Source organism: Actinoplanes sp. DH11 (genome assembly GCF_020873875.1).
Classification (GTDB): domain Bacteria; phylum Actinomycetota; class Actinomycetes; order Mycobacteriales; family Micromonosporaceae; genus Actinoplanes.
The window spans coordinates 59,846-82,711 of record NZ_JAHWGU010000014.1 but is presented as its reverse complement, the minus strand read 5'-3'; the positions used below and the strand labels follow the sequence as shown (position 1 = coordinate 82,711).

The 22,866-nt window shown below is 73.5% G+C and carries 19 protein-coding genes; 10 read left to right on the top strand and 9 right to left on the bottom strand.

Translation table 11 applies throughout. The features are described 5' to 3' along the window. Positions 1-14: 14 nt before the first annotated feature. The 5 genes from rpmI (at position 15) to pheT (ending at position 5,252) form a co-directional block, all read left to right on the top strand. On the top strand, positions 15-209 hold the full coding sequence (gene rpmI / locus LPA41_RS21275) for a 50S ribosomal protein L35 (protein WP_229072416.1): 195 nt from the start codon (positions 15-17) through the stop codon (positions 207-209). 37 nt (positions 210-246) lie between these two features. Further along, positions 247-639 (top strand): 50S ribosomal protein L20, encoded by a 393-nt coding sequence (gene rplT, locus LPA41_RS21270; RefSeq protein WP_229072415.1) that lies wholly within the window; start codon positions 247-249, stop codon positions 637-639. Positions 640-708: 69 nt separating this feature from the next. Continuing rightward, complete coding sequence (locus LPA41_RS21265; RefSeq protein WP_229072414.1) at positions 709-1,482, top strand: RNA methyltransferase; 774 nt, start codon at positions 709-711, stop codon at positions 1,480-1,482. A 223-nt stretch (positions 1,483-1,705) separates the two neighbouring features. Beyond that, the gene (locus LPA41_RS21260) at positions 1,706-2,767 is read left to right on the top strand and encodes a phenylalanine--tRNA ligase subunit alpha (protein ID WP_229072413.1); all 1,062 of its coding nucleotides are present in this window, start codon (positions 1,706-1,708) and stop codon (positions 2,765-2,767) included. 4 nt (positions 2,768-2,771) lie between these two features. Continuing rightward, entirely contained in the window at positions 2,772-5,252 is a 2,481-nt protein-coding gene (gene pheT, locus LPA41_RS21255) for a phenylalanine--tRNA ligase subunit beta (RefSeq protein ID WP_229072412.1), read from the top strand. Positions 5,253-5,361: 109 nt separating this feature from the next. Here the strand turns inward: pheT and LPA41_RS21250 are convergent, their stop codons facing one another. Further along, positions 5,362-6,750 (bottom strand): M20/M25/M40 family metallo-hydrolase, encoded by a 1,389-nt coding sequence (locus tag LPA41_RS21250; RefSeq protein ID WP_229072411.1) that lies wholly within the window; start codon positions 6,748-6,750, stop codon positions 5,362-5,364. A gap of 107 nt (positions 6,751-6,857) precedes the next feature. On the opposite strand from LPA41_RS21250, the gene LPA41_RS21245 reads away from it, so the two are divergent. Then, positions 6,858-8,765 carry a hypothetical protein gene (locus LPA41_RS21245; protein WP_374238192.1) on the top strand — a complete coding sequence of 636 codons (1,908 nt, stop codon included), beginning with the start codon at positions 6,858-6,860 and terminating at the stop codon, positions 8,763-8,765. A 65-nt stretch (positions 8,766-8,830) separates the two neighbouring features. On the opposite strand, the gene LPA41_RS21240 is transcribed toward LPA41_RS21245, so the two are convergent. The 4 genes from LPA41_RS21240 to LPA41_RS21225 all read right to left on the bottom strand — a co-directional run bounded on the left by LPA41_RS21240 (position 8,831) and on the right by LPA41_RS21225 (position 11,618). Next, entirely contained in the window at positions 8,831-9,589 is a 759-nt protein-coding gene (locus LPA41_RS21240) for an S-adenosyl-l-methionine hydroxide adenosyltransferase family protein (protein ID WP_229072409.1), read from the bottom strand. 9 nt (positions 9,590-9,598) lie between these two features. Continuing rightward, a complete protein-coding gene (locus LPA41_RS21235; RefSeq protein ID WP_229072408.1) occupies positions 9,599-9,943 on the bottom strand; it encodes a hypothetical protein in 345 nt (114 codons plus the stop codon). 17 nt (positions 9,944-9,960) lie between these two features. Further along, the gene (locus tag LPA41_RS21230) at positions 9,961-10,707 is read right to left on the bottom strand and encodes an SDR family oxidoreductase (protein WP_229072407.1); all 747 of its coding nucleotides are present in this window, start codon (positions 10,705-10,707) and stop codon (positions 9,961-9,963) included. A 164-nt stretch (positions 10,708-10,871) separates the two neighbouring features. Continuing rightward, entirely contained in the window at positions 10,872-11,618 is a 747-nt protein-coding gene (locus LPA41_RS21225; RefSeq protein ID WP_229072406.1) for a GNAT family N-acetyltransferase, read from the bottom strand. Between the two features lie 331 nt (positions 11,619-11,949). Here LPA41_RS21225 and LPA41_RS21220 point away from each other — a divergent pair, with 331 nt between their 5' ends. The 4 genes from LPA41_RS21220 to LPA41_RS21205 are packed head-to-tail and all read left to right on the top strand — an operon-like array spanning position 11,950 to position 18,632. Beyond that, entirely contained in the window at positions 11,950-13,074 is a 1,125-nt protein-coding gene (locus tag LPA41_RS21220; protein ID WP_229072405.1) for an AAA family ATPase, read from the top strand. Next, positions 13,071-15,437: a DUF5682 family protein gene (locus LPA41_RS21215; protein ID WP_229072404.1), complete on the top strand. Its 2,367-nt coding sequence runs from the start codon at positions 13,071-13,073 to the stop codon at positions 15,435-15,437. Before LPA41_RS21220 ends, LPA41_RS21215 begins: the two co-directional genes overlap by 4 nt. Beyond that, positions 15,430-16,548: a VWA domain-containing protein gene (locus LPA41_RS21210; protein ID WP_229072403.1), complete on the top strand. Its 1,119-nt coding sequence runs from the start codon at positions 15,430-15,432 to the stop codon at positions 16,546-16,548. The genes LPA41_RS21215 and LPA41_RS21210 overlap by 8 nt, the downstream gene beginning before the upstream one ends. Beyond that, positions 16,545-18,632, top strand: coding sequence for a hypothetical protein (locus LPA41_RS21205; RefSeq protein WP_229072402.1), 2,088 nt, complete (start codon positions 16,545-16,547; stop codon positions 18,630-18,632). Before LPA41_RS21210 ends, LPA41_RS21205 begins: the two co-directional genes overlap by 4 nt. Before the next feature lie 26 nt (positions 18,633-18,658). Here the strand turns inward: LPA41_RS21205 and LPA41_RS21200 are convergent, their stop codons facing one another. The 4 genes from LPA41_RS21200 to egtB form a co-directional block, all read right to left on the bottom strand. Continuing rightward, positions 18,659-19,684, bottom strand: coding sequence for a hypothetical protein (locus LPA41_RS21200; protein ID WP_229072401.1), 1,026 nt, complete (start codon positions 19,682-19,684; stop codon positions 18,659-18,661). A gap of 96 nt (positions 19,685-19,780) precedes the next feature. Further along, on the bottom strand, positions 19,781-20,743 hold the full coding sequence (gene egtD, locus LPA41_RS21195; RefSeq protein WP_229072400.1) for an L-histidine N(alpha)-methyltransferase: 963 nt from the start codon (positions 20,741-20,743) through the stop codon (positions 19,781-19,783). Between the two features lie 66 nt (positions 20,744-20,809). Then, entirely contained in the window at positions 20,810-21,556 is a 747-nt protein-coding gene (egtC, locus tag LPA41_RS21190) for an ergothioneine biosynthesis protein EgtC (RefSeq protein WP_229072399.1), read from the bottom strand. Beyond that, positions 21,556-22,848 carry an ergothioneine biosynthesis protein EgtB gene (egtB, locus tag LPA41_RS21185; protein ID WP_229072398.1) on the bottom strand — a complete coding sequence of 431 codons (1,293 nt, stop codon included), beginning with the start codon at positions 22,846-22,848 and terminating at the stop codon, positions 21,556-21,558. Before egtB ends, egtC begins: the two co-directional genes overlap by 1 nt. Between the last annotated feature and the right edge of the window lie 18 nt (positions 22,849-22,866).

The window sequence follows — 22,866 nt, the reverse complement described above, 5'->3', positions numbered from 1 at the left end:
GAAAGAGGCGTTCAGTGCCGAAGATGAAGAGCCACACCGGCATGGGCAAGCGCGTGAAGGTGACCGGCAAGGGCAAGCTCGTCCGCGAGCAGGCCGGCAAGCGCCACCTGCTGGAGCACAAGAGCTCCCACGTCACCCGCCGGATGACCGGCACGGTCGTCGTGGCCAAGGCCGACACCGCGCGAGTGAACAAGCTTCTGGGCCGCTGACGCGAGCCTGACCAGTTCCCCTAAGGAGTAACTAGAAATGGCACGCGTCAAGCGGGCGGTAAACGCCCAGAAGAAGCGCCGCACCCTGCTCGAGACCGCGAGTGGCTACCGCGGCCAGCGCTCGCGCCTGTACCGCAAGGCCAAGGAGCAGGTGCTGCACTCGATGCAGTACTCGTACCGTGACCGCCGTGACCGCAAGGGCGACTTCCGCCAGCTGTGGATCACCCGGATCAACGCGGCTGCTCGTGCCAACGGCATGACGTACAACCGCCTGATCCAGGGCCTGAAGCTGGCCGAGGTCGAGGTCGACCGCAAGATCCTGGCCGACCTCGCGGTCCACGACGCCGCCGCGTTCGCCGCCATCGTGGAGATCGCGCGTGCGGCCGTCGCGGCCGAGGGCACCGGCGGCGCTGCCGCGCAGGCTGCCTGATAACGCGAAGCACCTTTGGAGGCGCCTCCCGATTCGTCGGGGGGCGCCTCCGCTGCTTACGGAGAGCTGATGTTCACACCCCGTACCCCTCGCATCGTCGCGGCCCGGCGCCTGCAGCGCCGCAAGGATCGCGACCAGACCGGCCGATTCCTGGCCGAAGGCCCGCAGGCCGTGCGCGAGGCCCTCGCCGCCGGCGCCGTGCTGGAGCTTTTCGCCACCGCCGCCGCGCTGACCCGGCACGCCGAACTGGCCGCGCAGGCGCCGGAGGTCTCGGCGGTGACCGAGGAGGCGCTGGCCGCGCTCACCGAGACGGTCAGCCCGCAGGGCCTGGTCGCGGTCTGCGAGCAGACCGATGTGCCGCTCACCGAGGCGCTCGCGAAACAGCCCCGGCTGGTCGCGGTGGTCGCGGAGATCCGTGACCCGGGCAACGCCGGGACGGTACTGCGCACGGCCGACGCGGCGGGCGCCGGCGCGGTGATCTTCGCCGGGGACGCCGTCGACCCCTACAACGGCAAATGTGTACGGGCCTCCGCCGGCTCCCTGTTCCACGTGGACGTGGTCCGCGCGCCGCTGTCGGTGACCGACCTGCTCCAGGACAACGGGCTGCAGGTGCTCGCCACCAGCGGCACCGGCGAGGACGACGTGGATTCGCTGCTCGACGGCGGCCTGCTCACCGCGCCGACGGCCTGGCTGTTCGGCTCGGAGGCGCACGGGCTGCCCGCGGAGCTGCTGACCGCTGCGGACCGCCGGGTCCGGGTGCCGATCTACGGTGGTGCGGAGAGCCTCAACCTGGCCGCGGCCGCCGCCGTGTGCCTATATGCCTCGGCCCGCGCGCAGCGCTGAGGGTAAGCTGGGCGCATGTCAGGTCGTTCGTTTATGCAGCCCGCTGGTCGCGGGCGCCGGGTCTGACACTCTCCTGCGCGAACTCCGCTGACCGGCGGGCTGCGGCCCAGCCGCGCCTCCGTAGACTGACCCACCGAGTCGCCCCTCGCGGTCCCCGCTGCGCTCGGTGCACTCGGTTCCGACGAGCCGACGGCTCATCCGGTTTGAGGGAGTTCGCCCGACCATGTCCTACCGCAACGATCCGTACGATCCGAAGCAGGCCGCCCTGCTCGACCCTTCGTCGCTCGACGGCGCCGTCGCCGAGGCGGAGAAGGCGTTCGCGCAGGCCACCGACCTCGACGCGCTCGCCGCGCTGAAGCCGGCACACCTCGGTGACCGCTCGCCGATCTCGCTGGCCCGCCGGGAGATCGGTTCCCTGCCGCCGGCCGCGAAATCCGACGCCGGCAAGCGGGTCAACGTGGCCCGGCAGGCGGTGCAGGCCGCCTACGACGCCCGCGCCACCGAGCTCGAGGCCGACCGAGCCGCCCGGGTGCTCGTCGAGGAACGCGTCGACGTCACCCTGCCGTGGACCCGGCGCCCGCGCGGCGCCCGGCACCCGCTGACCACGCTGATGGAGCACATGGGCGACATCTTCGTCGGCATGGGCTACGACATCGTCGACGGTCCCCAGCTGGAGCTGGAGTGGGCCAACTTCGACGCGCTCAACATCGGCCCGGACAACCCGGTGCGCGGCTCGTCCGACACCTTCTTCGTCGACCTGCCGGGCCTGGTGATGCGGACGCACACCTCGCCCGGTCAGGTGCGCACCATGCTCACCCGGCAGCCGCCGATCTACGTGGTCAGCCCGGGCCGGGTCTACCGCACCGACGAGCTGGACGCCACGCACAGCCCGGTCTTCCACCAGATCGAGGGCCTGGTCATCGACGAGGGCATCACGATGGCCCACCTGCGCGGCACGCTCGACCACTTCGCGCGGTCAATGTTCGGGCCGGACGCGCGGACCCGCTGGCGGCCGCACTACTTCCCGTTCACCGAGCCGTCCGCGGAGTTCGACGTCTGGTTCGCGCAGCACCGCGACGGCCCGCGCTGGGTCGAGTGGGGTGGCTGCGGCATGGTCAACCCCCGGGTGCTCACGGCCTGCGGCATCGACCCGGCCAAGTACAGCGGGTTCGCGTTCGGCATGGGTGTCGAGCGGACCCTGATGTTCCGCAACGGCGTCAGCGACATGCGCGACATGGTCGAGGGCGACGTGCGGTTCACCACGAACTTCGGAATGGAGTCCTGAAGCGATGAAGACGTCACTGTCGTGGCTGCGCGAGTACGTCGAGCTGCCCGCGGGGATCACCGCTTCCGAGCTCGACGCCGCGCTGACCAACCTGGGCATGGAGGTCGAGGGCATCGTCGACCAGGCCGCCACGGTCACCGGTGACCTGGTCGTCGGCCGGGTGCTGACCATCGAGGAGCTGACCGGCTTCAAGAAGCCGATCCGCTTCACCACGGTGGACGTCGGCCGGGACACCCCGCAGGAGATCGTCTGCGGCGCCCGCAACTTCGCCGAGGGCGACCTCGTGGTGGTCATCCTCCCCGGTGGCGAGCTGCCCGGCGGCTTCAAGATCGGCGCCCGGAAGACGTACGGCCGCAACTCCCACGGCATGATCTGCTCGGCGGCCGAGCTGGGGCTCTCCGGCGACCACTCGGGCATCATCGTGCTGCCGTCCTCGGTGGACGCGGCGCCGGGTGCGGACGCGCGGCCGGTCGTCGGTCTCGACGAGGTGCTGATCGAAGTGGAGATCACGCCGGACCGGGGCTACGAGATGAGTGTCCGCGGCATCGCCCGGGAACTCGCCACGTACTTCTCCGTCCCGTTCACCGACCCGGGCCTGACCGCCGCCCCGGCCGGCACCGACGCCGTGCCCTACGCGGTGGACGTGCAGGACACCGTCGGATGCGACAGGTTCGCGGCCCGCGTCGTGCGCGGCATCGACCCGGACGCGCCGTCACCGGAGTGGATGCAGCGCCGCCTCGTCGCCGCCGGCATCCGGACCATCTCGCTGCCGGTCGACATCACCAACTACCTGATGCTCGAACTCGGCCAGCCGATGCACGTCTTCGACCTGAACCGGCTCAAGGGCGGCCTCGTCGTGCGCCGGGCCCACCCGGGCGAGAAGCTGACCACGCTGGACGGCGTGGCCCGGGTGCTGGACGTCGAGGACATGGTGATCTGCGACGAGACCGGACCGATCTCGCTTGCCGCGGTGATGGGTGGCGAGACCAGCGAGTGGCAGCAGGGCACGGTCGACGTGCTCCTCGAAGCCGCGCACTGGGACCCGGTCATGGTGGGCCGGACCGCCCGGCGGCACAAGCTGTTCAGCGAGGCCGCCAAGCGGTGGGAGCGCGGCGTCGACCCGCGGCTGTCGCTTGTCGCGCTGGAGCGGGCCGTGCGGATTCTCACGTCGCACGCCGGCGGCACCGCCGACGAGCGGATCCTCGACATCGACCACGTGGCGTCGCCGGCCGTCGTCCGGCTGCCCGCCACGCTCGCCTCGAAGATCATCGGGCTGGAGTTCTCCGCCGCGCGGGTGGCCGAACTGCTCACCCGGATCGGCTGCGACGTCAGCGGTGACGACGAGCTGGAGGTCGTGCCGCCGTCCTGGCGCCCCGACCTGGTGGCGCCGATCGACCTGGTCGAGGAGGTGGCCCGGCTCGGCGGCTACAACGAGATCCCGAGCGTGCTGCCGCCGGCCGGTGCCAGCCGGGGCCTCACCCCGGGGCAGCGTCAGCGTCGCTCGATCGGGCGGGCGCTGGCTGAGAACGGCTACGTCGAGGTGCTGTCCTACCCGTTCGTCGCGCCGGGCACGGCCGACGCGCTCGGTCTCGCGGCCGACGACCCACGGCGCAGTGCGGTGCGGCTGACCAACCCGCTGTCCGAGGAGGAGCCGATGCTGCGCACGTCGCTGCTGGCCCCGCTGCTCGGCACGCTCAAGCGCAACCTGGGCCGGGGCCGCCGGGACGTCGCGCTCTTCGAGGCCGGCACGGTGTTCCGGCCGCACCTCGCCGCCACCGCGCCCCCGGCGCTCGGCGTCGACAGGCGTCCCACCGACGAGGAGTGGGCCACCGCGAACGCGATCGTCCCCGAGCAGCCGTGGCACCTCGCGGTCGTGCTCACCGGCGACATCGACCCGGCCGGCTGGTGGGGCGACGGGCGCGCGGCCTCGTGGGCGGACGCGATCGAGGCGGCGCGGATCACGATCGCGGCGGCGGGCGTGCCCGCTTCGCGCGTGACCGTACGGGCCACCGAACACGCACCCTGGCACCCGGGCCGCTGCGCCGAGATCCTGGTCGACGACACGGTGATCGGCCACGCGGGCGAACTGCACCCGTCCGTGATCGCGGCGTTCGAGCTGCCGAAACGCACCTCGGCCGCCGAACTCGACCTGGACGCGCTGCCCGCCGCCCCGGTGATCGACGCGCCGCTGATCTCCACGTTCCCGGCCGCGCTGATCGACGTCGCGCTGGTCCTGGACCGGGGGATCCCGGCCGCCGACGTGCAGGCCGCGCTCGCCGAGGGCGCGGGCGAGCTGCTCGAGTCGGTGTCGCTGTTCGACGTCTACGAGTCCGAGCAGCTCGGGGCGGACAAGCGGTCGCTGGCCTACAAGCTGACGTTCCGCGCGGCCGACCGGACCCTCACCTCGGAGGAGACGATCGCCGCCCGGGACGCCGCCGTGGCCGTGACCGCGTCCCGTTTCGGCGCCGTCCTGCGCGGCGCCTGACCGGTCGTCCCACAGGCCCGCGGCTCGGGTGCCGCGGGCCTGCGGCGGCGCCGGTCGGATCACCGCGGGCCTGCGGCGGCGCCGGTCGGGTTGTGGCGAGGGTTGTGGTCTAGCTCGGTTGCGGTGCGGCGACCGGGCTGCGGTTGCCGGCCGTGTCCACCGCGCGGACGCCGAAGAAGACGTTGTCCTTGGAGATGTCCACGGTGACCTCCGTGACGTTGCCGACGCGGATCACGTGCTCCCAGTCCGGCGACGTGGTCTCGCGCCACACCACCTCGTACCCGGCCAGATCCGGCTCGGTGCCGGCCTGCCAGCGCAGGGTGGTCTCGTTGGTCAGCAGGGTGGTGTCGATGACGGCGCCGCGAGGTGTGCCCGGCGCCTGGGCCAGCGACCACAGGGTGGCCGCGTTGACCCGGGCCACCCGGGCGATGTAGCCGAAGTCGCAGAACTCCACCAGGTCGCCGTACTGCACGCCGTCCTCCACCCGGACGTCCTGGTGCTCGTGCGCGAAATTCTCCCGGGGCTCGGTGAACCGGGCCGCCGGATAGCCGCGCAGCAGGAACGAGATGTGGTCGCTGCCCCGCAGGTACCGGTCGCGGCGCCAGATAACCCGGACGTCCATGCCGGTCTGCGCGTTCCCGGCCACGTCGCCGACGAACCGGCCGAGCTGGCGGGACGGCCCGTCGTTCTCGCCGCCGACACTGCGCCGCACGTTCGCCTGCGCCGCCGTCTCCGAGGTGGGCACGCCTTCGACGAACAGCCGTACGGTCCGCGGGTCGGGGCGGCTGCCGTCACCCGGCGCCCCGGTGCCGACGATGTCGTTGCTGAACATGCCCTGGATGTCGGCGCCCGCGTCGCGGTACCGCTGTGCCATGTGGTCCGAGCCGTACAGCCCCTGCTCCTCGCCCGCGACCGCGGCGAAGACCAGGGTGGCCTCGGGCCGGCGGGTGGCGAGCACCCGGGCCAACTCCATGATCACGGCAACGCCCGACGCGTCGTCGTCGGCGCCGGGCGCGTCGCTGACCGCGTCCAGCACGTCCGAGGCCCGCGAGTCGTAGTGGCCGGTCACCACGTAGATCCGTTCCGGCGTGACACTGCCCCGCAGGGTGGCGACCACGTTGGTGATGGTGGTGGGCGCCGGGATCCGCGGGGAGACGGGCTGCACGAAGGACTGGAGTTCGACGGTCATCCGGCCGGCGGACGCCGTCGCGTGCTCCTGGAGCTGCTGGAAGATCCAGTCACGGGCGGCGCCGATGCCCCGTACCGGATCGGTCTGTGACGAAAGGGTGTGCCGGGTGCCGAACGCGGCGAGCCGGCGCACGATCGCCTCGATCCGCTTCGGATCGATCTCCCGCAGGATCGACCGCAACTCGGCCGAGGGCGGGTGCGGGCGCGGGCCGGCGGCCTGTGCGGCGCCGGGCGGTGCGGTCAGGGGTACGGCGACCGCGGCGGCCGAGAGGGTGAGAACGGTACGCCGGGTCGATCGGGTTCCATCCATAGGTGTGAGTCTATGTCTGCCGATGGCGATCCGGTGTGGTCCGCTTCTGCCGGCACCGGACGGGACACTACGGCCGGAGCGCGTATGGCATCCTGCTGATCATGTCCGTGCCCGCCGATGACCTGGCTGAATATTCGAGCACCCTGCAGCAGGAGTCGGAGGAATCGGACCCGATCGCCCGGTGGATCGACGCCGATCGGGTCCGCGCCGTGTCCCTCGCCCTGATCGTGGTGTCGGTGGCCTGGCGGGCCGCCATCGCCGTGCGAGGCTGGTTCTCCCAGGACGAGTTCGTGATCGCGGCCCGGGCGATCGACACCGGGTTGACGCCCGGCTACCTGTTCGAGGTCTTCAACGGGCACTTCATGCCGGGTGGACTGTTCCTGGCCTGGCTGCTGGTGCGGGTCGACGGGCTCGAAGGCTGGCCCTGGGTGCTGCTGCTCATCGTCGGGCAGGCGGCGGTGAGCGTGGCCTTCTACCGGCTGTTGCGTGCGCTCCTGCGGCCCGGGTGGGCGCTGCTGGTGCCGCTGTGCATGTTCCTGTTCAGCCCGCTGACCCTGGAGGTCAGTTCGCTGTGGATGGTCGGCCTGCTGATCCTCCCCGTCCAGCTGGCCATGGTCCTCGCGGTCGGGGCGCTGATGCGGTACGACCGCACCGGCCGCCGCCGCCACGCCGTGGGTCTGCTGGTCGCGGTGCTGCTCGGGCTGGCCTTCGACACCAAGGCGCTGCTCATCGTGCCGCTGGTGGCCCTGCTGGCGGTCACCCTGTTCAGCGTCGGCGGCCCGATCGCGAGCGTCTGGTCGGCGATCCGCCGGTTCTGGGCCGGGTGGGTGGCCCTGGCCGTGCTGACCGCCGCCTACGTGCCGCTCTATCTCTCCCGCCCGGCGTCCCGCCTGCAGGAGCCCGAATCGCCCGGCGGCGTGGTGACGTTCGTCGTGGACCTGGTCGGGGTCAACCTGGTGCCCGGACTGCTCGGCGGCCCGTGGCGGTGGACGTACGCCGGTGACGGCCCGCCCCTGGTCGACCCGCCCCTGCCCCTCGTGTGGCCGGCCTGGGCGGTGCTGCTGACCCTGGTGGTGGTGACCGTGCGGCGCCGCGCCGTGGCGCGCCGGGCGTGGCTGTTGCTGCTCGGGTACGTCGCCATGGTCGCCGGGCTGTTCATCGTGACCCGTCTCGGCAACAACCTCGGCAGCCTGGCCGGCCTGGTGCCCCGGTACCTGTCGGACGTCGTGGTGGTCGCGGCGCTGTGCGCCGGCGTCGCCCTGCTGGGCCTTCGGGACCGCAAGGAGCCCGCCGCGGCGCAGCAGCCGGTGCCGCCGGGCGGGGTGCCGCAGGCGGTGCCGCCGAGTACCCGGCGGACGCGTGCGTCAATGGTGGCGCTTGTCGCCGCGGGCGTGGTCGCGGCCGCGGTGGCCGCGGGCAACATCTGGAGCATCGACCGGTTCAACGACGTGTGGGACACGAAGCACGGGCGGGACTACCTGACGACAGCACAGGCCGAGCTGGCCGCGGCGCCGCCCGGCACGGTCCTGCTGGAGGGCATCGTGCCGGACCGGGTGGTCGCCGGCTTCTTCCACCCGGACAACCTGCAGTCGCACTTCTTCCGCGCGGCGGCGCGGCAGCCCGTCTTCGTGACCGAGGCCGTGGACGGGTGGATGTTCGACGACAACGGGCGGATCCGGCCGGCGACGGTGCAGGGCATGGACATCGTCCCCGGGCGCGTCGCCAACTGCGGGCACCGGGTTGCGGCCGGCCGCGCCCTGCGGATCCCGCTGGAGGCCCCCGCCAACGACTGGCCGTGGTGGGTCCACGTCGGATACCTGAGTTCCGGCGACTCGCCCGTCACCTTCCGGCTGGGCGAGGCGACCTACACGTTCGAGGCGCGCAGTGGGCTCAACCAGATCTACTTCAAGCTGCAAGGGCAGGGCGATGCGGTCGAGCTCCGCCTCAGCGACCCGAAGGTGACCTTCTGCACCCAGAAGATCACCGTCGGAACCCTCACCCCCCGGGCGTCCTGAGAGGCACGCCGGTCCGGGCCTGCTGAGAGGCACGCCGGTCCTGGGCCTCCTGGGAGGCACGCCGGTCAGGTGACGATCTCCACCGAGGTGCCGCCGGGCGGGTTGCCGAAGGTGCGGGCCGCACTGCCGCCCCGGGCGAGCAACTCGTAGAACGCCCGGCCGCGCCAGCCGGAGCTGCCGGGGGCGAAGGACATCGTGCCGGCGGGAACCTCGAACACGCCGTCGCTGACCGTCGCCTCGGCCTCCGCCGCGCCGACGCGCACCCGCACCACCGAGCCGGCCGGGGCGGGCGCCGCGTCCCAGGTCGTCTTGATGTTGCCGTATCCGTCGACGTAGGCCACCGCCTGTTTCGGCGGCTGCCCGACCGGCAGCTCGTCGCCGAGCAGGCCGTCGTCCCCGCCGGCCAGCCTGGCCAGCGCGGCCGGGAAGACGTCGCGCGAGCGGAACTGGGAGCCGCGATCGGCCGTGTCCACCGCCCGGACGCGGACCCCCTCGGCGGCCAGGAAGGCGAGGCTGGCCCCGGAGTTCACCCCGACCACCAGCACGCCCGAGTCGAGCCGGGCCGCGGCGAGACGCTCGCCGGCGTTGTCGGCCCGCGGTTCGTCGCGGTCCTGGCGCGGGGCGACGTTCGCATAGACGACCCGGTCCGCCGGCCCGTCGCCGAAGGCGAGCTGTGCCACGCAGAAGCCGGCGGCGACCGTGTCGAAGGGCGGCACCGGCACCGCCGTGACCTCGGCGTCCGGCAGCAGCCGGGCGAGGCGCTGGCGGACCTCGGCGAAAGCGAGATCCCCGATGCCGTAGTCGGCGACGACAGTGACGAGCATGACCCCAGATTACTGGGATCGTGCCCTGTTTGTCCGGAGTAGCCGGCGAGCGTGCGACCGGTCCGCGGTGTCCATCCGCGTGCACCCCGAGGAGATCAACTCCCAGTCACCCGTGGACAGGGCCTCGTCGAGGCGGGAGCGGACGTCCTCGACCCGGTGTGGTTCGGTGGCGAACAGCACCCGCACCCGCCACCCGTCGTCGCCGTCGGCGGCCACCGCGGTGTGGTGCGCGGCGAGCGGGCAGGGCGGCTCGTGCTCCCAGTGACCGCAGAGCGCGACGGTGACGGCCGCGCCGGGCGCGGCGGGACTCTTGAGGGATCGGATGACAGCCTGATGTGCGTAGACCTGCCGCATGGACGCAACGGTAGCTCTCAGTCGATGGTGTGCCCGCCGTTGACCGTGATCCGTTCGCCGGTGACGAAGCGGGCGGCGTCGGAGACCACGAACGCGACCACGTCCGCCACGTCCTGCGGGGTGCCGATGCGGCCCAGGGGCACGTCGGCGACGTACCCCTGGGTGTCGTCCGCCGTCAGCGTGCCGTGCCGCTCCACCGGGATCCAGCCGGGCGCCACGACGTTCACCGTCACGTTGTGCCCGCCCAGCTCCCGGGCCCAGGTCCGGGCCAGCCCGAGCTGGGCGCCCTTGGCGGCGTTGTAGGCGGACGCGCCCGGCAGGGCCCGCTCGAACGAGTCCGAGCCGATGTGGACGAACCGGCCGGTGCCGAGCGTGCGCATCCCGGGCAGGGTGGCCTGGAGCAGCAGCGTCGGGCTCTTCACGAAGAACTCCAGCTGGTCCAGGTGGTCGCGCCAGGAGACTTCCTCGGCGGGGGCGGCGGGCTGCGGACCCGTCGCGTTCGCCACCACCGCCTGCACCGGGCCGAGCCGGTCGGTGGCGGCCGCGACGAGGTCCCGTACGCCCTGCTCGTCGGTGATGTCGGCGCGCAGGGCCGCCGCCCGCCCACCGGCCGCAACGATCTCCGCGGCGATCCGCTCGGCGCCCTCGGCGTCCGAGCGGTAGTTGATCGCGACCGGCCAGCCGTCGGCAGCCAGCCGCCGGGCGATGTGCGCGCCGAGGCCGCGCGAGGCCCCGGTCACCAGAGCACTTCCCAAGATCGGCACCTCGGTACGGTACCGCCTCGGACGGCCGGGCCGCGTCCCTCGATTCCGGTCGCGGCCCGGCCTTTCCCCGCCTTGATCAGCGAGATGTCACCCGCTGATCACCCAGATGTCCGGTCCTGAGCAGCGAGATGTCCGGTCTTGATCAGCGAGATGCTCGGTCTTGATCAGCGGGAGATGTAGAGGCGTTGCCCCGAAGGCCGGTAGCCGACCCGCTCGTAGACCCGCCACGAGTCCTCGCCGCCCGCCTCCAGCCAGGCGATCTCCACGCCGCGCGCGAAGAGCCGCGCCGTGATGCCCGCCGTGATCGCCTGCCCTACGCCGCGACCGCGGAACGGCTCGCGCACCCCGATGCCGGCGACCTCGCTGACCCCGTCGTGCGGTGGCATCGCCTGCCCGCCACCGGCGCATCCCCGGTCGATCAGGGCCGCCAGTGCGACCCCTCGGCGTTCCTGGTTGCGGCGCACCCGCGCCACGTCGGCCTCGGACGCCTGCGGCGCCTCGCCGAACGCCTCGTTCGTCGCCTCGACCAGTGCGGCCCGGTCCCGGTCGGTGCCCGGTTCCTCGAGATCCACATCCGGGTGTACGGGTGACGCGACGAGTCTTTCCGCCGTGCAGACCAGGTACTCCTGCCGGGCCTCCACGGTGAAGCCGGCGGACAGCAGCAGGTCCTCGAGTTCCGGGGAGCAGTTCGTCACGTACTCCAGGCGCGGTTTGCGACCGGCCCGGTCGAACGCCCGGACCAGGGCGGTCACGTCGGCCGCGGTGATCGGCACGCCGGGCAGCGGCGTCGCGTAGTTGATGAAGGGACTGTCGGTGTCCGGGTCGAGGCCGGCCACGAACGGGCCGATCTCGACGACCTGCGGGCGGTTGCCGAGGTGGGACACGACGGAGCGCTGGATGCGCAGATCCATGGTTGAGTGCCTTTGCGAAAGAGGAAGGAGTGAAGACGTCTGCGGGGGACCACCGCAAACGGACGGAACCGTCAGCGGCGGCCGGTCGGCCGGGCGGCGATCACAGGCTTCACTCTTTCGGGCACTCGGGGCGCGCGGTCGGATCCGCGCTCGCCCGGTGAGCCTGCCAGAAGCCCGCGAGCCGGGCAAGCACCTATTGCCGTCACCGTCGTCGATGTCACTCGCGGCGGGCGGAATTTCTGTCGGTGGTGCTCGCTAGGGTTCCGGCCATGCTCTCGTTCGCCGTCCCCGCCGCGTGGTGCCGATCCGTGCTGCCGACCGAGGTGTTGTCATGAGCCGGGCCGTCTTCTCCGGGGTCTCCGACCCGTCCGCCGGCCGGGCCCAGCGACCACCGGCCGAGGTGCGCCACGCCGACGAGCTGGCCCGGCTGCGCGGCGCCGACGACGCGCCGAGACCACCGGGCTGGGCGCTGAGCCTGCGGGCGGCGCGGGCGTTCATCGTCGGCGACGGGGCCCTCGGCATCAGCCGCAAGTTCGTCGGTGACCCCTCGCTCATCGACCGCGCCCTGGTCAGCCTCGCGACCAGTCGCGGCCTGCTGCTGGTGGGCGAGCCCGGCACCGCCAAATCGCTGCTCTCCGAGCTGCTCGCGGCCGCCGTGAGCGGCGACTCCACGCTGACCGTCCAGGGCGGCGCGGCCACCACCGAGGATCAGATCAAATACTCGTGGAACTACGCCCTGCTGGTCGCCGAGGGCCCGACCGAGCGGTCACTGGTGCCGGCGCCGCTGCTGCGCGGCATGGCACAGGGGCGGACGGTGCGGTTCGAGGAGATCACCCGGTGTCCCCTCGAAGTGCAGGACTGCCTGCTCTCACCGCTCTCCGACCGGGTGATGGCGGTGCCCGAGCTGCCCGGCGACGCCGGCATGGTGTTCGCCCGCGACGGCTTCAACATCATCGCCACGGCCAACACCCGGGACCGCGGCGTCAACGACATGAGCTCGGCGCTGAAACGGCGGTTCAACTTCGAGACGGTCTTCCCGATCGCCGACCTCGACACCGAGCTCGCCCTGGTGGAGTCCGAGGCCACCGAGCTGCTGCGCCGGTCCGGGGTGACCGCGCCACCGCGGCGTGACGTGCTCGAGGTGCTGGTCACCACGTTCCGGGAGCTGCGGACCGGCCGGACGTCCCGCGGCGACGAGATGGAACGGCTCAGCTCGGTGATGAGCACGGCCGAGGCGGTGTCGGTGGCGCACGCCGTCGGGCTGCGCGGCTGGTTCCTGCGGGGCACCGCCGGTGACGCCGCCGACCTGGTCTCCTGCCTCGCCGGCACGGCCGCGAAGGACAGCCCCGAAGACCTCGCCAAGCTGCGGCGCTACCTCGAACAGCACACCGCGTGGCGGGGCGGCGAGCAGTGGCGGGCCCTGCGGGACGCGCGGCGGGAACTGCCGGGCGGATGAGCCTCACCGTCCTCGGGGTCCGGCACCACAGCCCGGCCTGTGCCCGCCTGGTCGGCGAGACGATCGCGGCGCTGCGACCGGCGTTCGTGCTGATCGAGGGGCCGGCCGACATGAACCACCGGATCGGTGAGCTGCTGCTCGGGCACGAGCTGCCGGTGGCGATCTTCACCAGCTACGCCGACGACCACCGGCGGCACGGGTCGTGGGCGCCCTTCTGCGCCTACTCACCGGAGTGGGTGGCGCTGACCGCCGGCCACGCGGCCGGGGCCGAGCTGCGCTTCATCGACCTGCCGGCCTGGCACGAGGCGTTCGCCGACCGCAGCAACCGTTACGCCGACGCCGAGCAGCGCTATGCGGAGGCGGTCGAGCGGCTCCGCACGGCGTTCGGGGTGGACAACACGGACGCGCTCTGGGACCACCTGGTCGAGATGGAGCCGGGGGAGGGGCTCACCGAGCGGCTCACGGCCTACTTCGACCTGATCCGCGGCGAAGCGGCAGCCGGCCCCTCGGACACCGCGCGCGAGGCCTACATGGCCGGCTGGCTCCGCGCCGCCGTGCGCGCCGCAGGCGACCGCCCGGTGGTGGCCGTGGTCGGCGGCTTCCACCGCCCGGCCCTGCTCCGCCTCGCCGCCGACCCGGCTCCCGCCGGCTCTGCCACCCCCGGCCTGGCCGCGCCTGCCGCTTCCGGCCCGGTCGCGCCTCCCTCCGCGCCTGCCGCTTCCGACGCCTCGGGTGCGGTGGGCTGGCCCGCGGTGCCGGCGCCGCCGGCGGGTGCCAGTGGCGGCAGCTACCTCGTGCCCTACTCGTTCCGCCGGCTCGACGCGTTCGCCGGATACCAGTCCGGGATGCCCTCCCCGGAGTACTACCAGCGCCTCTGGGCCGACGGCCCGGCCGAGGCCGCCCGCTACCTGGTCACCGCGGTCGCCGGGCGGCTGCGCGGGCGCGGGCAGCCGGTCTCCACCGCCGACCTGATCGCCGCCCGCACCAGCGCCGAGGCCCTCGCGCTGCTGCGCGGGCACCGGCACCCGGCCCGGGTCGACGTCCTCGACGGGCTGGCCGCGGCACTGATCAACGAGGCGCTCGACGTGCCGCTGCCCTGGTCGGTGCGGGGCACCATCACGGCCGGCCAGCACCCGGCCGTGGTCGAGATGACCGCGGCGCTCAGCGGCGACCGGGTCGGCCGGCTGCACCCCGGCACGCCCCTGCCGCCGCTGGTGCACGCCGCGACCGCGGAACTGGAACGCCTCGGGCTGGACCGCGACGGCGAGCACCGGCTCGATCTGCTCGAGCCGGCGGACCGCGAGCGCAGCCGGGCGCTGCACCGGCTGCGGGTGCTCGACGTCCCGGGTCACGTGCGAACCGCCGGCCCCGCCACCGGCGCCGACCCGGTGCTCACCGAGACGTGGACGGTCCGCACCGACGCGAACCGCCTGGTCGCGCTGATCGAGGCCGGCGGCTACGGTCCGACGCTCGGGTCCGCCGCCACCGCCCGCATCGGCGAACGGGTCGACGAGGCCGGCAACCGGCTCGGGCAGCTCGCCGACGCGCTCTTCGACGCGGCGCTCTGCGGGGTCACCGAACTCGCCGGTGACCTGCCGGCCCGGCTCGAACGCGGGGTCGCCGCCGGCACCGACCTGGCCGAACTGGGCCGGGTCCTCGCCGTGACCCTGGCGTTGTGGCGGCACGACCGGCTCCTCGGCACGGCCGGCAGCGACCTGCTGGCGGCGGTCGTCGTGGGCGCGACCCGGCGGATCCTCTGGCTCGCCGAGGGCTGGCACGGCGCTGCCCTGCCGGCCGACCCGCACCGGATCCGGGCCGTCGTGGCGGTGCGCGACGCGGTCCGGCATGCGGGTGTGGTGGGCGTCGAGCGTACGCCCGCGGTGGCCGTCGCCGAACGCATCGCCGCCGACCGTGCCGCACCTCCTGACCTGCGCGGCGCCTTCTTCGGCCTGGCCCGCGACCTGACCGGGGACGACGCCGACCCGGCGCCGGCGGTGCGCGGGGCGTTCCTGGGCGGCACCGCCGGCGACTGGCTGGCCGGCCTGTTCGCGGTGGCCCGGGAGTCGGTCCTCGAACCCGGGGGCATCCTCGCGGTGCTCGACGAGTTGGTGCGCGGCCTCGGGGCCGAGGACTTCCTGGTGGCGTTGCCGGCGCTGCGGCAGGCGTTCGAATTCTTCCCGCCCCGCGAGCGGGAAACCATCGCCGACCGGCTGCTGGAGCTGCGCGGGCTCCGCGGCTCCGCGCGCGACCTGCTGCGGACCACCGTGCCGCCCGGGCTGGTCGCGGCGGGTCTCGCGCTGGACGAGGCCGTCGAGCAGCGCCTGACCCGGGCCGGTCTGATCCCCGGGGTGTGCGGTGACTGACGCCGGGATGGAACGGTGGCGGCTGATCCTCGGTGAGCCGGCGGACGGCAGCCTCGGCTCGCCCGGTGGCGCGGCGGCCGGGCAGGACGCGGCGTTGGACTGGCTCTACGGCCGCGACGGCGAACTGGACCGGCGCGACATCCGGCGGCGGCAGGGCGGCGCCGGTCCGTCCCGGATCACCACGGTGGACTGGCTCGACGACATCGTCCGGCTCTTCCCGAAGGAGACGGTCGAGCGACTGCAGCGGGACGCCGTCGAGCGCTACGAGATCCACGACATCGTCACCGACCCGGCCGTGCTGGAACGGGTCGAGCCCAACCCGGCGCTGCTCCGGGCCGTGCTGCGCACCAAGCACCTGATGAACCCCGAAGTCCTGCGGCTGGCCCGCCGCATCGTCGAGTCGGTGGTGCGCGACCTCACCGCGAAACTGGCGACCGAGGTGCGGCGCAGCTTCTCCGGCGCGCGGGCGCGGCAGGCCAGCCGGTTCAAGCAGGCCCGCGACTTCGACGCCAGGCGGACGATCCGGGCCAACCTCGGGCACTGGGACCCGGAGAAGCGGCGGCTGTCCGTCGAGACGCCGTACTTCCTGGCCCGCAACCGCCGGCACCTCGCTCCCTGGCAGGTGATCCTGGTCGTCGACCAGTCCGGTTCGATGCTCCCCTCGGTCATCCACTCCGCGGTCACCGCCGCCTGCCTGTGGGGGCTGCCCGGGGTGCGGACGCACCTGATCGCCTTCGACACCGAGGTGGTCGACCTGACCTCGGACGTGGCCGACCCGGTCGAGTTGCTGATGAAGACACAACTCGGCGGGGGCACCGACATCGCGCGTGCGGTGCGGTACGCCACCCAGCTCGTCGAACGCCCCCGCCGCACCATCGTCGCGGTGATCAGCGACTTCTTCGAGGGAGGTTCCGAGGCGGCCCTGGTGCGCGCCGTCCGCGAACTCGTCGACCAGGGCACCACCGTCCTCGGGCTGGCGGCGCTGGACGAGCAGGCCGACCCGGCGTACGACCGGGCCTGCGCACAACGGCTCGCCGACGCGGGCGCCTGGATGGGTGCGATGACCCCGGGACAGCTGGCCGAGTTCGTCGCGGAGAAGGTGGGCCGGTGAGCGCGGAGACGCGGCCGTCGCTGCCGGAGCGGGCCGATCTGCGGGCGCTCGACGCGGACGCGCTGGCGGCGCTCGCCAACCGGGGGCTGGTGAAGCGGGCGGCGCGCGAGGTCGAACGGGACCCACCCCGGTTGCTCGCCGGTGCGGGCACGGCGGTGGTCGCCGAGTTCGTCGACGGTGTGCGCACCGAGCTGCCGGTGGGCGGCCTCGACCTCGGGACGTGCTCCTGCGGCGCGATCACCGTGTGCCGCCACGTGATCGGCCTGGTACTGGCGTATCAGGCGGTCGCGCCGACGTCCCGGCAGCCGGCAGCGCCCGCGTCGCCGATCGATCCGGGCGCGGTCGTTGCGGACGGATCGGGATCTGGTTCTGGAGCTGGGGCTGCGGATCGGCCGAGGCCGGGCGAAGCCGGCCCGGCCCTCGATGCGGGGCCGGGGTGGTGGTCGCCGGGAGAGTTCCCGGACTCGGACGTCGCGGCGCGGATCGGGAACCGGCTTGTTGCGGCGGCCCGGCGGGTGTGGCGGGGCGGGTACACCGCGCGGGTGCGGCGGGGGACGGTCCCGGTGGTGGAGCTGCCGTCGGCGACGGTGCGGTTCCTGGTGCCGCACGACCTGGGGTACGTGCACACCGACGCGCGGACCGGCGCCCGCGACGACGTGATCGCGCTGGCCGTGTGGGCGTTCCGGGCGGCCGACGCCGAACACCCCGGCGAGGCGGACTGCGTCGTCGGGGTGGGTGGCGCCGAACCGGGGGCCGGCAGCGACGGCAGCGGGCTGGAAGCGGTGCTGGAGTTCGCCGCCGAGGTGCTGCGTCACGGGGCGGTGCACGCGGGCGAGGGCCTGGCCGCGTCGGTCGCCGGTCATCTCAGCCGGCTGGACCGGGCCGGGCTGCGCTGGCCGCTGGACGCCACGGCGGAACTGGCCGACCAGCTCGCTGCGTACCGGGAACGGAGTGCCCGCTACTCGCCGGAGGCGCTCGCCGACCTACTCGCGGAACTCTTCGCGCGGCACCGCGCGGTCCTCGCCGGCGGTGGCGCCGGTCTGCGGGCGCGGGTCCTCGGTACGGAGGAGTCCGCCGAGACACCGCTGCGCCGGGTACGGCTGGACGGTCTCGGCGCTCGCGTGCACGCCGTCGGCGACGACCGGCGGCGGGTGGAGATCTTCCACGCGCAGGCGGCCACCGGGGTCGTGCTCGTGTCGCACCGGGAGTGGACGGCCGACGACGACGGGCCGGTGCTGGCCCGGCGGCGGGTCGGTGGGTCGACCGTCGGCGCCCTGGCGGCGGGCGTGGTGGTCACCGAGTCCGCGGTGCGCAGTGCCAGCCGGGCGGTGCGGCTGGCGACGAGCCGGGTCGCGCGTTCCACGGTCACCGCCGGCACGGGCGCGTGGGATCGGCTGCCGCCGGGACTGTTCGTCACGGACTACTCCCGGCTCGGCGCCGAGATCGACGAACTGCCGCCGCGGCCGGTGCGTGCGCGGGTGCGGGCAGAACTGGTGCGGGTGCTCGCGATCGCCGAGGTCGGTGACGTGCGGTACGCGCACGGCGAGCAGCGGCTCACCGTGGAGATCAGGGACGGCGCCGGACGCCGGGCGACCGTCCAGGCCACTCACGCCGGTGTCGCGCCAGGCCGGATCGACGCGGTGGCGGCGGCGCTGACCGGGCGGCACGGCACGCCGAGGTTCGTGGCGGGCAGCGTGCACCGGGGTGGGGGCGAGCTGGTCGTCGACCCGTACGCCATCGCCGCCGACGGACCACCCGTCGTGCCGGACCTGGCCGATCCCGATCCGGAGGCGTCCCGGATCCCGCCCGTCGCGGGCCCGGGCGCCGACCCGCTCACGGTGGCCGTGACGCGGGCGCAGGCGGTGCTGGCCGAGGCCGCGCACACCGGTCTCGCCCATCTGCCCGGCGCCTGGTCCGACCGGTTGGCGGAGGCGCGGAACGGGCTGGCGGCGGTCGGTCTGCACCGGGTGGCGGCGGCGTTCGACGGCTTGGCCGCGGTCCTGGGCCCGGATCCGGGTGAGGCGGCCGTGCGGGCCTGGATCGACGCCAGGCTCCGAGCCGGAACGGCGGCCGAACTGCTGTGACAGATAAATGAAGGCGAGATATCCGACTATGGGGCGAGACGGTGGGTCCAGGTGCGCCACTCGTCGAGCCAGATCGTCTGGGCCGAGGTGAGTGGGCCCGCCCGGGTGTAGTCGGTGGGGCGCAGGCCCTGCCGGCGCAGCCAGGCGAGCTGGGCGGGACGGCTCGGGACGTCCGGGCCGAGGCCGGTGGTGAAGAGCAGGGTTTCGGCGACTGCCCGGTCGCGCAGGGACTGGTCGGTGCGGAACCATTCGGCTTCGGCGTGCAGGGTGGTGAGCTGGCTCAGCATGAGTTGGACGGCGCGTTCGGCGTCGGGTTCCGGCTGCGCGGCCAGGTCGGCCTGGCGGCGGACGGCGGAACGCCAGAGGGCCGCCCAGTTCGCCGGGAGCCGGGGTGGTGGGCCGCCGTCGGTGAGCCATTCGATGCGCTGCCGCTCGGAGCTGAGGACCTCGTCGACGAGGACGCGGTGCGGTTCGCCGGGTGGTGTGGTGTCGTCCGGCTGGGGTGGTGGCACGAAGGCGGGCGGGACCGGGACCACCGAGACCAGTTCGTCGATCTCCATCAGGTTGAGGGTGCGCACGGTCAGTGCGGAGTCCCAGTCGTGCGCCACCACGCTGATCTCCACGTCGCGCAGCGAGCAGCGCACCGCCCACCAACGGGCGCCGGCGCGCAGCCGGCGCCCGGAGACGGTGCGCCCGTCGACGGTGATGCCGCGGTCGTCGCCGATCCACTCGACCGCGGAGAACCGGTCGCCGTTCTGTCGCATGTGGTGTTCGAGCAGTTCCCGCAGCGGGCCGGCGGAGATCTGCGTGCCGGACCAGCGGGCGGTCTCCACACTCACCCAGGGACCGGCCGCGCTGAGGTTGCCGTGGTCGACGCGGACGGACGTGGCGGCTCCGTTGAAGGTCTCCCAGCCGCCGAGCCGTGCGGGCGGCAGGCCCGTCACGCCGGCGAGGACCGCCACCGGCAGGGGCCGCCTCCGCAGGGCCCGCCGGAGTTCGTCGCGGCCGGAGCGGAGCAGGTCCTCGGCGCTGCTGAGTGGATCGAACTCCATCGGTGCACCCCCTCGCTGGTAGCCAAGTGTGGCACCACGGGCAAAGCCCGTCACGCCGGCCGCGGCGAGGGGGTGGGTGTGCACCGGGGAGGGCCGTCAGCGGGCCTGGGCCAGCGCCACCCCGAACCACTGCCGCGGGTCGGTCCACCAGTGACTCAGGGCGAACCCGGCGGCCGAGAGCTCCGCGCTCAAGCCGTCGCGGCGGAATTTCGCCGACACCTCGGTACGCAGTTCCTCGCCCGCCGCGAACGTGACGGTCAGGTCCAGGGCGGTGATCCGGACCCGCTGCTCGCCGGACGCCCGCAGCCGCATCTCGATCCACTCCCGCCCGGGGTTCCAGGTGGCGACGTGGGTGAACGCGAGCGGGTCGAAGTCGGCGCCGAGTTCCCGGTTCACCACGTGCAGGACGTTGCGGTTGAACTCGGCGGTCACCCCGGCGGCGTCGTCGTAGGCCGGCACGAGGATGCCCGGGTCCTTGACCAGGTCGGCGCCGAGCAGCAGCCATTCGCCGGGGTGCAGGGTCTGGCGCAGCGCGGTGAGGAACGCGGCACGTTCGGCGGGTACGAGGTTGCCGATGGTCCCGCCGAGGAACGCGACGACCCGGTTGTCGCCGTCCGGCAGGTGCCCGAGGTGCCGGGCGAAGTCGCCGATCACGCCGGTGACGGTGAGCCCCGGGTACGCCTCGGTCAGCGCGCCGACGGCGGCGGTGAGTGCGGATTCGGAGACGTCGAGCGGGACGAACGCGCCGAGCGTGCCCCGGCTCAGCATCGCGTCGAGCAGCAGGCGGGTCTTCTCGGAGGAGCCGGAGCCGAGTTCGACGAGGGTTTTCGCGTCGGTGGTCCGGGCGATCTCGGGTGCGGCCGTGGTCAGGACGGCCCGTTCGGTGCGGGTCGGGTAGTACTCCGGCAGCCGGGTGATCTCTTCGAAGAGTTCGCTGCCGCGCGCGTCGTAGAACCATTTCGGCGGCAGCCATCTGGCGCCGGGCGCGGCGGTGAGTCCGGCACGGACGTCGGCCCGCAACGCCCGGGCCTGGTAGTCCTCGTCCAACAAGTTGATCATGCGAGACCTCCGGAACGGGACAACAAGCCGGTCATGCGAGACCTCCGGAATCGGACAGCAGTTCGGTCATGCGAAGCCTTCCGTGATCGAGAGGTGTCCGGGGCGGGCGACCACCAGCCGCCCGTCCGGCACGGCCTGCCAGGCCGGATCGCCATCGAGCGGCTCGGAGGCGACAAGTACCGCGTCGTCGCGGGCACGCACCGACAGCGCATGCCCCGCGGTCGTCGCGATCAGCTGCTCTCCGTCGGTGAGCAGCAGGTTCAGCCGGGATCCGGGCGCGGCCGCGAGCACCTGCGCGACCACTACGGCGACGGCCTTCGCCGGTGGTTCGCCGGCGCGCAGCTTCGCCCGTACGAGTGCGAAAAGAGCCGCCGCATCGGTCGGCGCCTCCAGCGTCAGCAGGTCCTCGACCGGCAGGTCGCCGGCGAGGCCGGCGATCGTTCCCGGCCAGCCGCGCACCACGCCGTTGTGGCTGAGAAGCCACCGCCCGTCGCTGAACGGCGCTGCGGCGGTCTCGGTGACCGGCATGCCCACCGTGGCCGAGCGGACCGCCGCCAGCACCGCACCCGCCGCTGTGGTGGCGGCGAGCGCGGGCAGCGCGGCATCGCTCCAGATCGGCATCGCGCTCCGATATCGCACGGGTGCGGCGGGACCGGCCGGGTACCACCCGACGCCGAAGCCGTCCGCGTTGATCGTGCCTCCGCCGCGCATGTCGCGCGGCGCCCACGCCTGCGTCGCCAGCGCGTGCGCCGGATCGAAGAGAAGATCCGCCAGCGGTACGGGCGGACCCACGTACCCCAGGTGGCGGCACATCAGCCGGCGTCCCGCGCGAGCCGGAAGCCGCTGAAGATCTGCCGCCGGATCGGGTGGTCCCAGTTGCGGAAGGTGCCCCGGCAGGCGGCCGCGTCGGTGCCGAACGACCCGCCGCGCAGCACCCGGTAGTCGCCGCCGAGGAAGACCTCGGAGTATTCGCGGTAGGGGAACGCGCCGAACCCGGGGTAGGCCTCGAACCCGGACGACGTCCACTCCCAGACGTCGCCGATGAGCTGGTGCACCCCGAGCGGTGACGCACCGCGGGGGTAGGCGCCGGCCGGTGCCGGTGACAGGTGACGCTGGCCCAGGTTGGCGTGGTCCGGCCCGGGTGCCTCGTCACCCCACGGGAACCGGCGGGACCGGCCGGTCGCCGGGTCGAAGCGGGCGGCCTTCTCCCATTCGGCCTCGGTGGGCAGCCGCTTGCCGGCCCAGGCGGCGAACGCCTCGGCCTCGAACCAGCAGACGTGCACCACGGGCTGTTCCGGGTCGAGTTCCTCGATCCGGCCGAAGACGTCGCGCGACCAGCCCGAGGCCTGCGAGATCCAGTGCAGGGGTGCGACCAGGCCGGCTTTCTGGCGGTACGCCCACCCGCGCGCACTCCACCACCGCGGGTCGTCGTAACCGCCGGCGTCGACGAACTCCAGGTACCGGCCGTTCGTCACCGGCGCCGCGTCGATGAAGAAGCCGGGCACGTGCACGTCGTGGGCCGGCCGTTCGTTGTCCAGCGCCCACGCCTCGGTGCTGGTCCCCATGGTGAACCGGCCGCCGGGCACGAACACCTCGCCGGTGACGGGGACGGCCGCGGCCGGTGGCGGGGGAGCGTGCAGGACCGGCGCGCCGGTGCGCAGCTGATGGGTGGCGAGCATGGTCTCGGCGTGCTGCTGCTCGTGCTGCAGGATCATGCCGAAGGCGAACCCGTCGTCGAGCAGGGGGCGGCCGGTGAGGCGTACCCGGTCGAGCACGTCGAGGGCCTTGTCCCGGACCTGCGCGACGTAGGCGCGGGCCTGTGCCGGGTCGAGCAGCGGAAGAGCCGGCCGGTCGCTGCGGGCGTGCTTGAAGGCGTCGTAGAGCTCGTCGATGTCCTGCCGCACCGGGTCGCGGCCGCCCACGTCCCGGACGAGCCAGAGTTCTTCCTGGTTGCCGATGTGTGCCAGGTCCCAGACCAGTGGGGACATCAGCGGGGAGTGCTGGCGGACCAGGTCAGCCTCGTCGACGGCGTCGGTGAGTGCCTCGGTGCGGGCGCGCGTGCGTTCCAGTTCGGCCGCGATGGACAGCCGCAGATCATGACTCATGTGGGGTGCTCTCCAAGC

What these genes read in the sequence shown, in the direction of transcription:
- egtD (WP_229072400.1), bottom strand. Translation starts at nt 20,743, where the DNA reads ATGATCAACTTGTTGGACGAGGACTACCAGGCCCGGGCGTTGCGGGCC.
- egtC (WP_229072399.1), bottom strand. Translation starts at nt 21,556, where the DNA reads ATGTGCCGCCACCTGGGGTACGTGGGTCCGCCCGTACCGCTGGCGGAT.
- LPA41_RS21220 (WP_229072405.1), top strand. Translation starts at nt 11,950, where the DNA reads ATGAGCCGGGCCGTCTTCTCCGGGGTCTCCGACCCGTCCGCCGGCCGG.
- LPA41_RS21260 (WP_229072413.1), top strand. Translation starts at nt 1,706, where the DNA reads ATGTCCTACCGCAACGATCCGTACGATCCGAAGCAGGCCGCCCTGCTC.
- LPA41_RS21235 (WP_229072408.1), bottom strand. Translation starts at nt 9,943, where the DNA reads ATGCGGCAGGTCTACGCACATCAGGCTGTCATCCGATCCCTCAAGAGT.
- LPA41_RS21215 (WP_229072404.1), top strand. Translation starts at nt 13,071, where the DNA reads ATGAGCCTCACCGTCCTCGGGGTCCGGCACCACAGCCCGGCCTGTGCC.
- LPA41_RS21200 (WP_229072401.1), bottom strand. Translation starts at nt 19,684, where the DNA reads ATGGAGTTCGATCCACTCAGCAGCGCCGAGGACCTGCTCCGCTCCGGC.
- LPA41_RS21225 (WP_229072406.1), bottom strand. Translation starts at nt 11,618, where the DNA reads ATGGATCTGCGCATCCAGCGCTCCGTCGTGTCCCACCTCGGCAACCGC.
- LPA41_RS21265 (WP_229072414.1), top strand. Translation starts at nt 709, where the DNA reads ATGTTCACACCCCGTACCCCTCGCATCGTCGCGGCCCGGCGCCTGCAG.
- pheT (WP_229072412.1), top strand. Translation starts at nt 2,772, where the DNA reads ATGAAGACGTCACTGTCGTGGCTGCGCGAGTACGTCGAGCTGCCCGCG.
- egtB (WP_229072398.1), bottom strand. Translation starts at nt 22,848, where the DNA reads ATGAGTCATGATCTGCGGCTGTCCATCGCGGCCGAACTGGAACGCACG.
- LPA41_RS21240 (WP_229072409.1), bottom strand. Translation starts at nt 9,589, where the DNA reads ATGCTCGTCACTGTCGTCGCCGACTACGGCATCGGGGATCTCGCTTTC.
- rplT (WP_229072415.1), top strand. Translation starts at nt 247, where the DNA reads ATGGCACGCGTCAAGCGGGCGGTAAACGCCCAGAAGAAGCGCCGCACC.
- LPA41_RS21250 (WP_229072411.1), bottom strand. Translation starts at nt 6,750, where the DNA reads ATGGATGGAACCCGATCGACCCGGCGTACCGTTCTCACCCTCTCGGCC.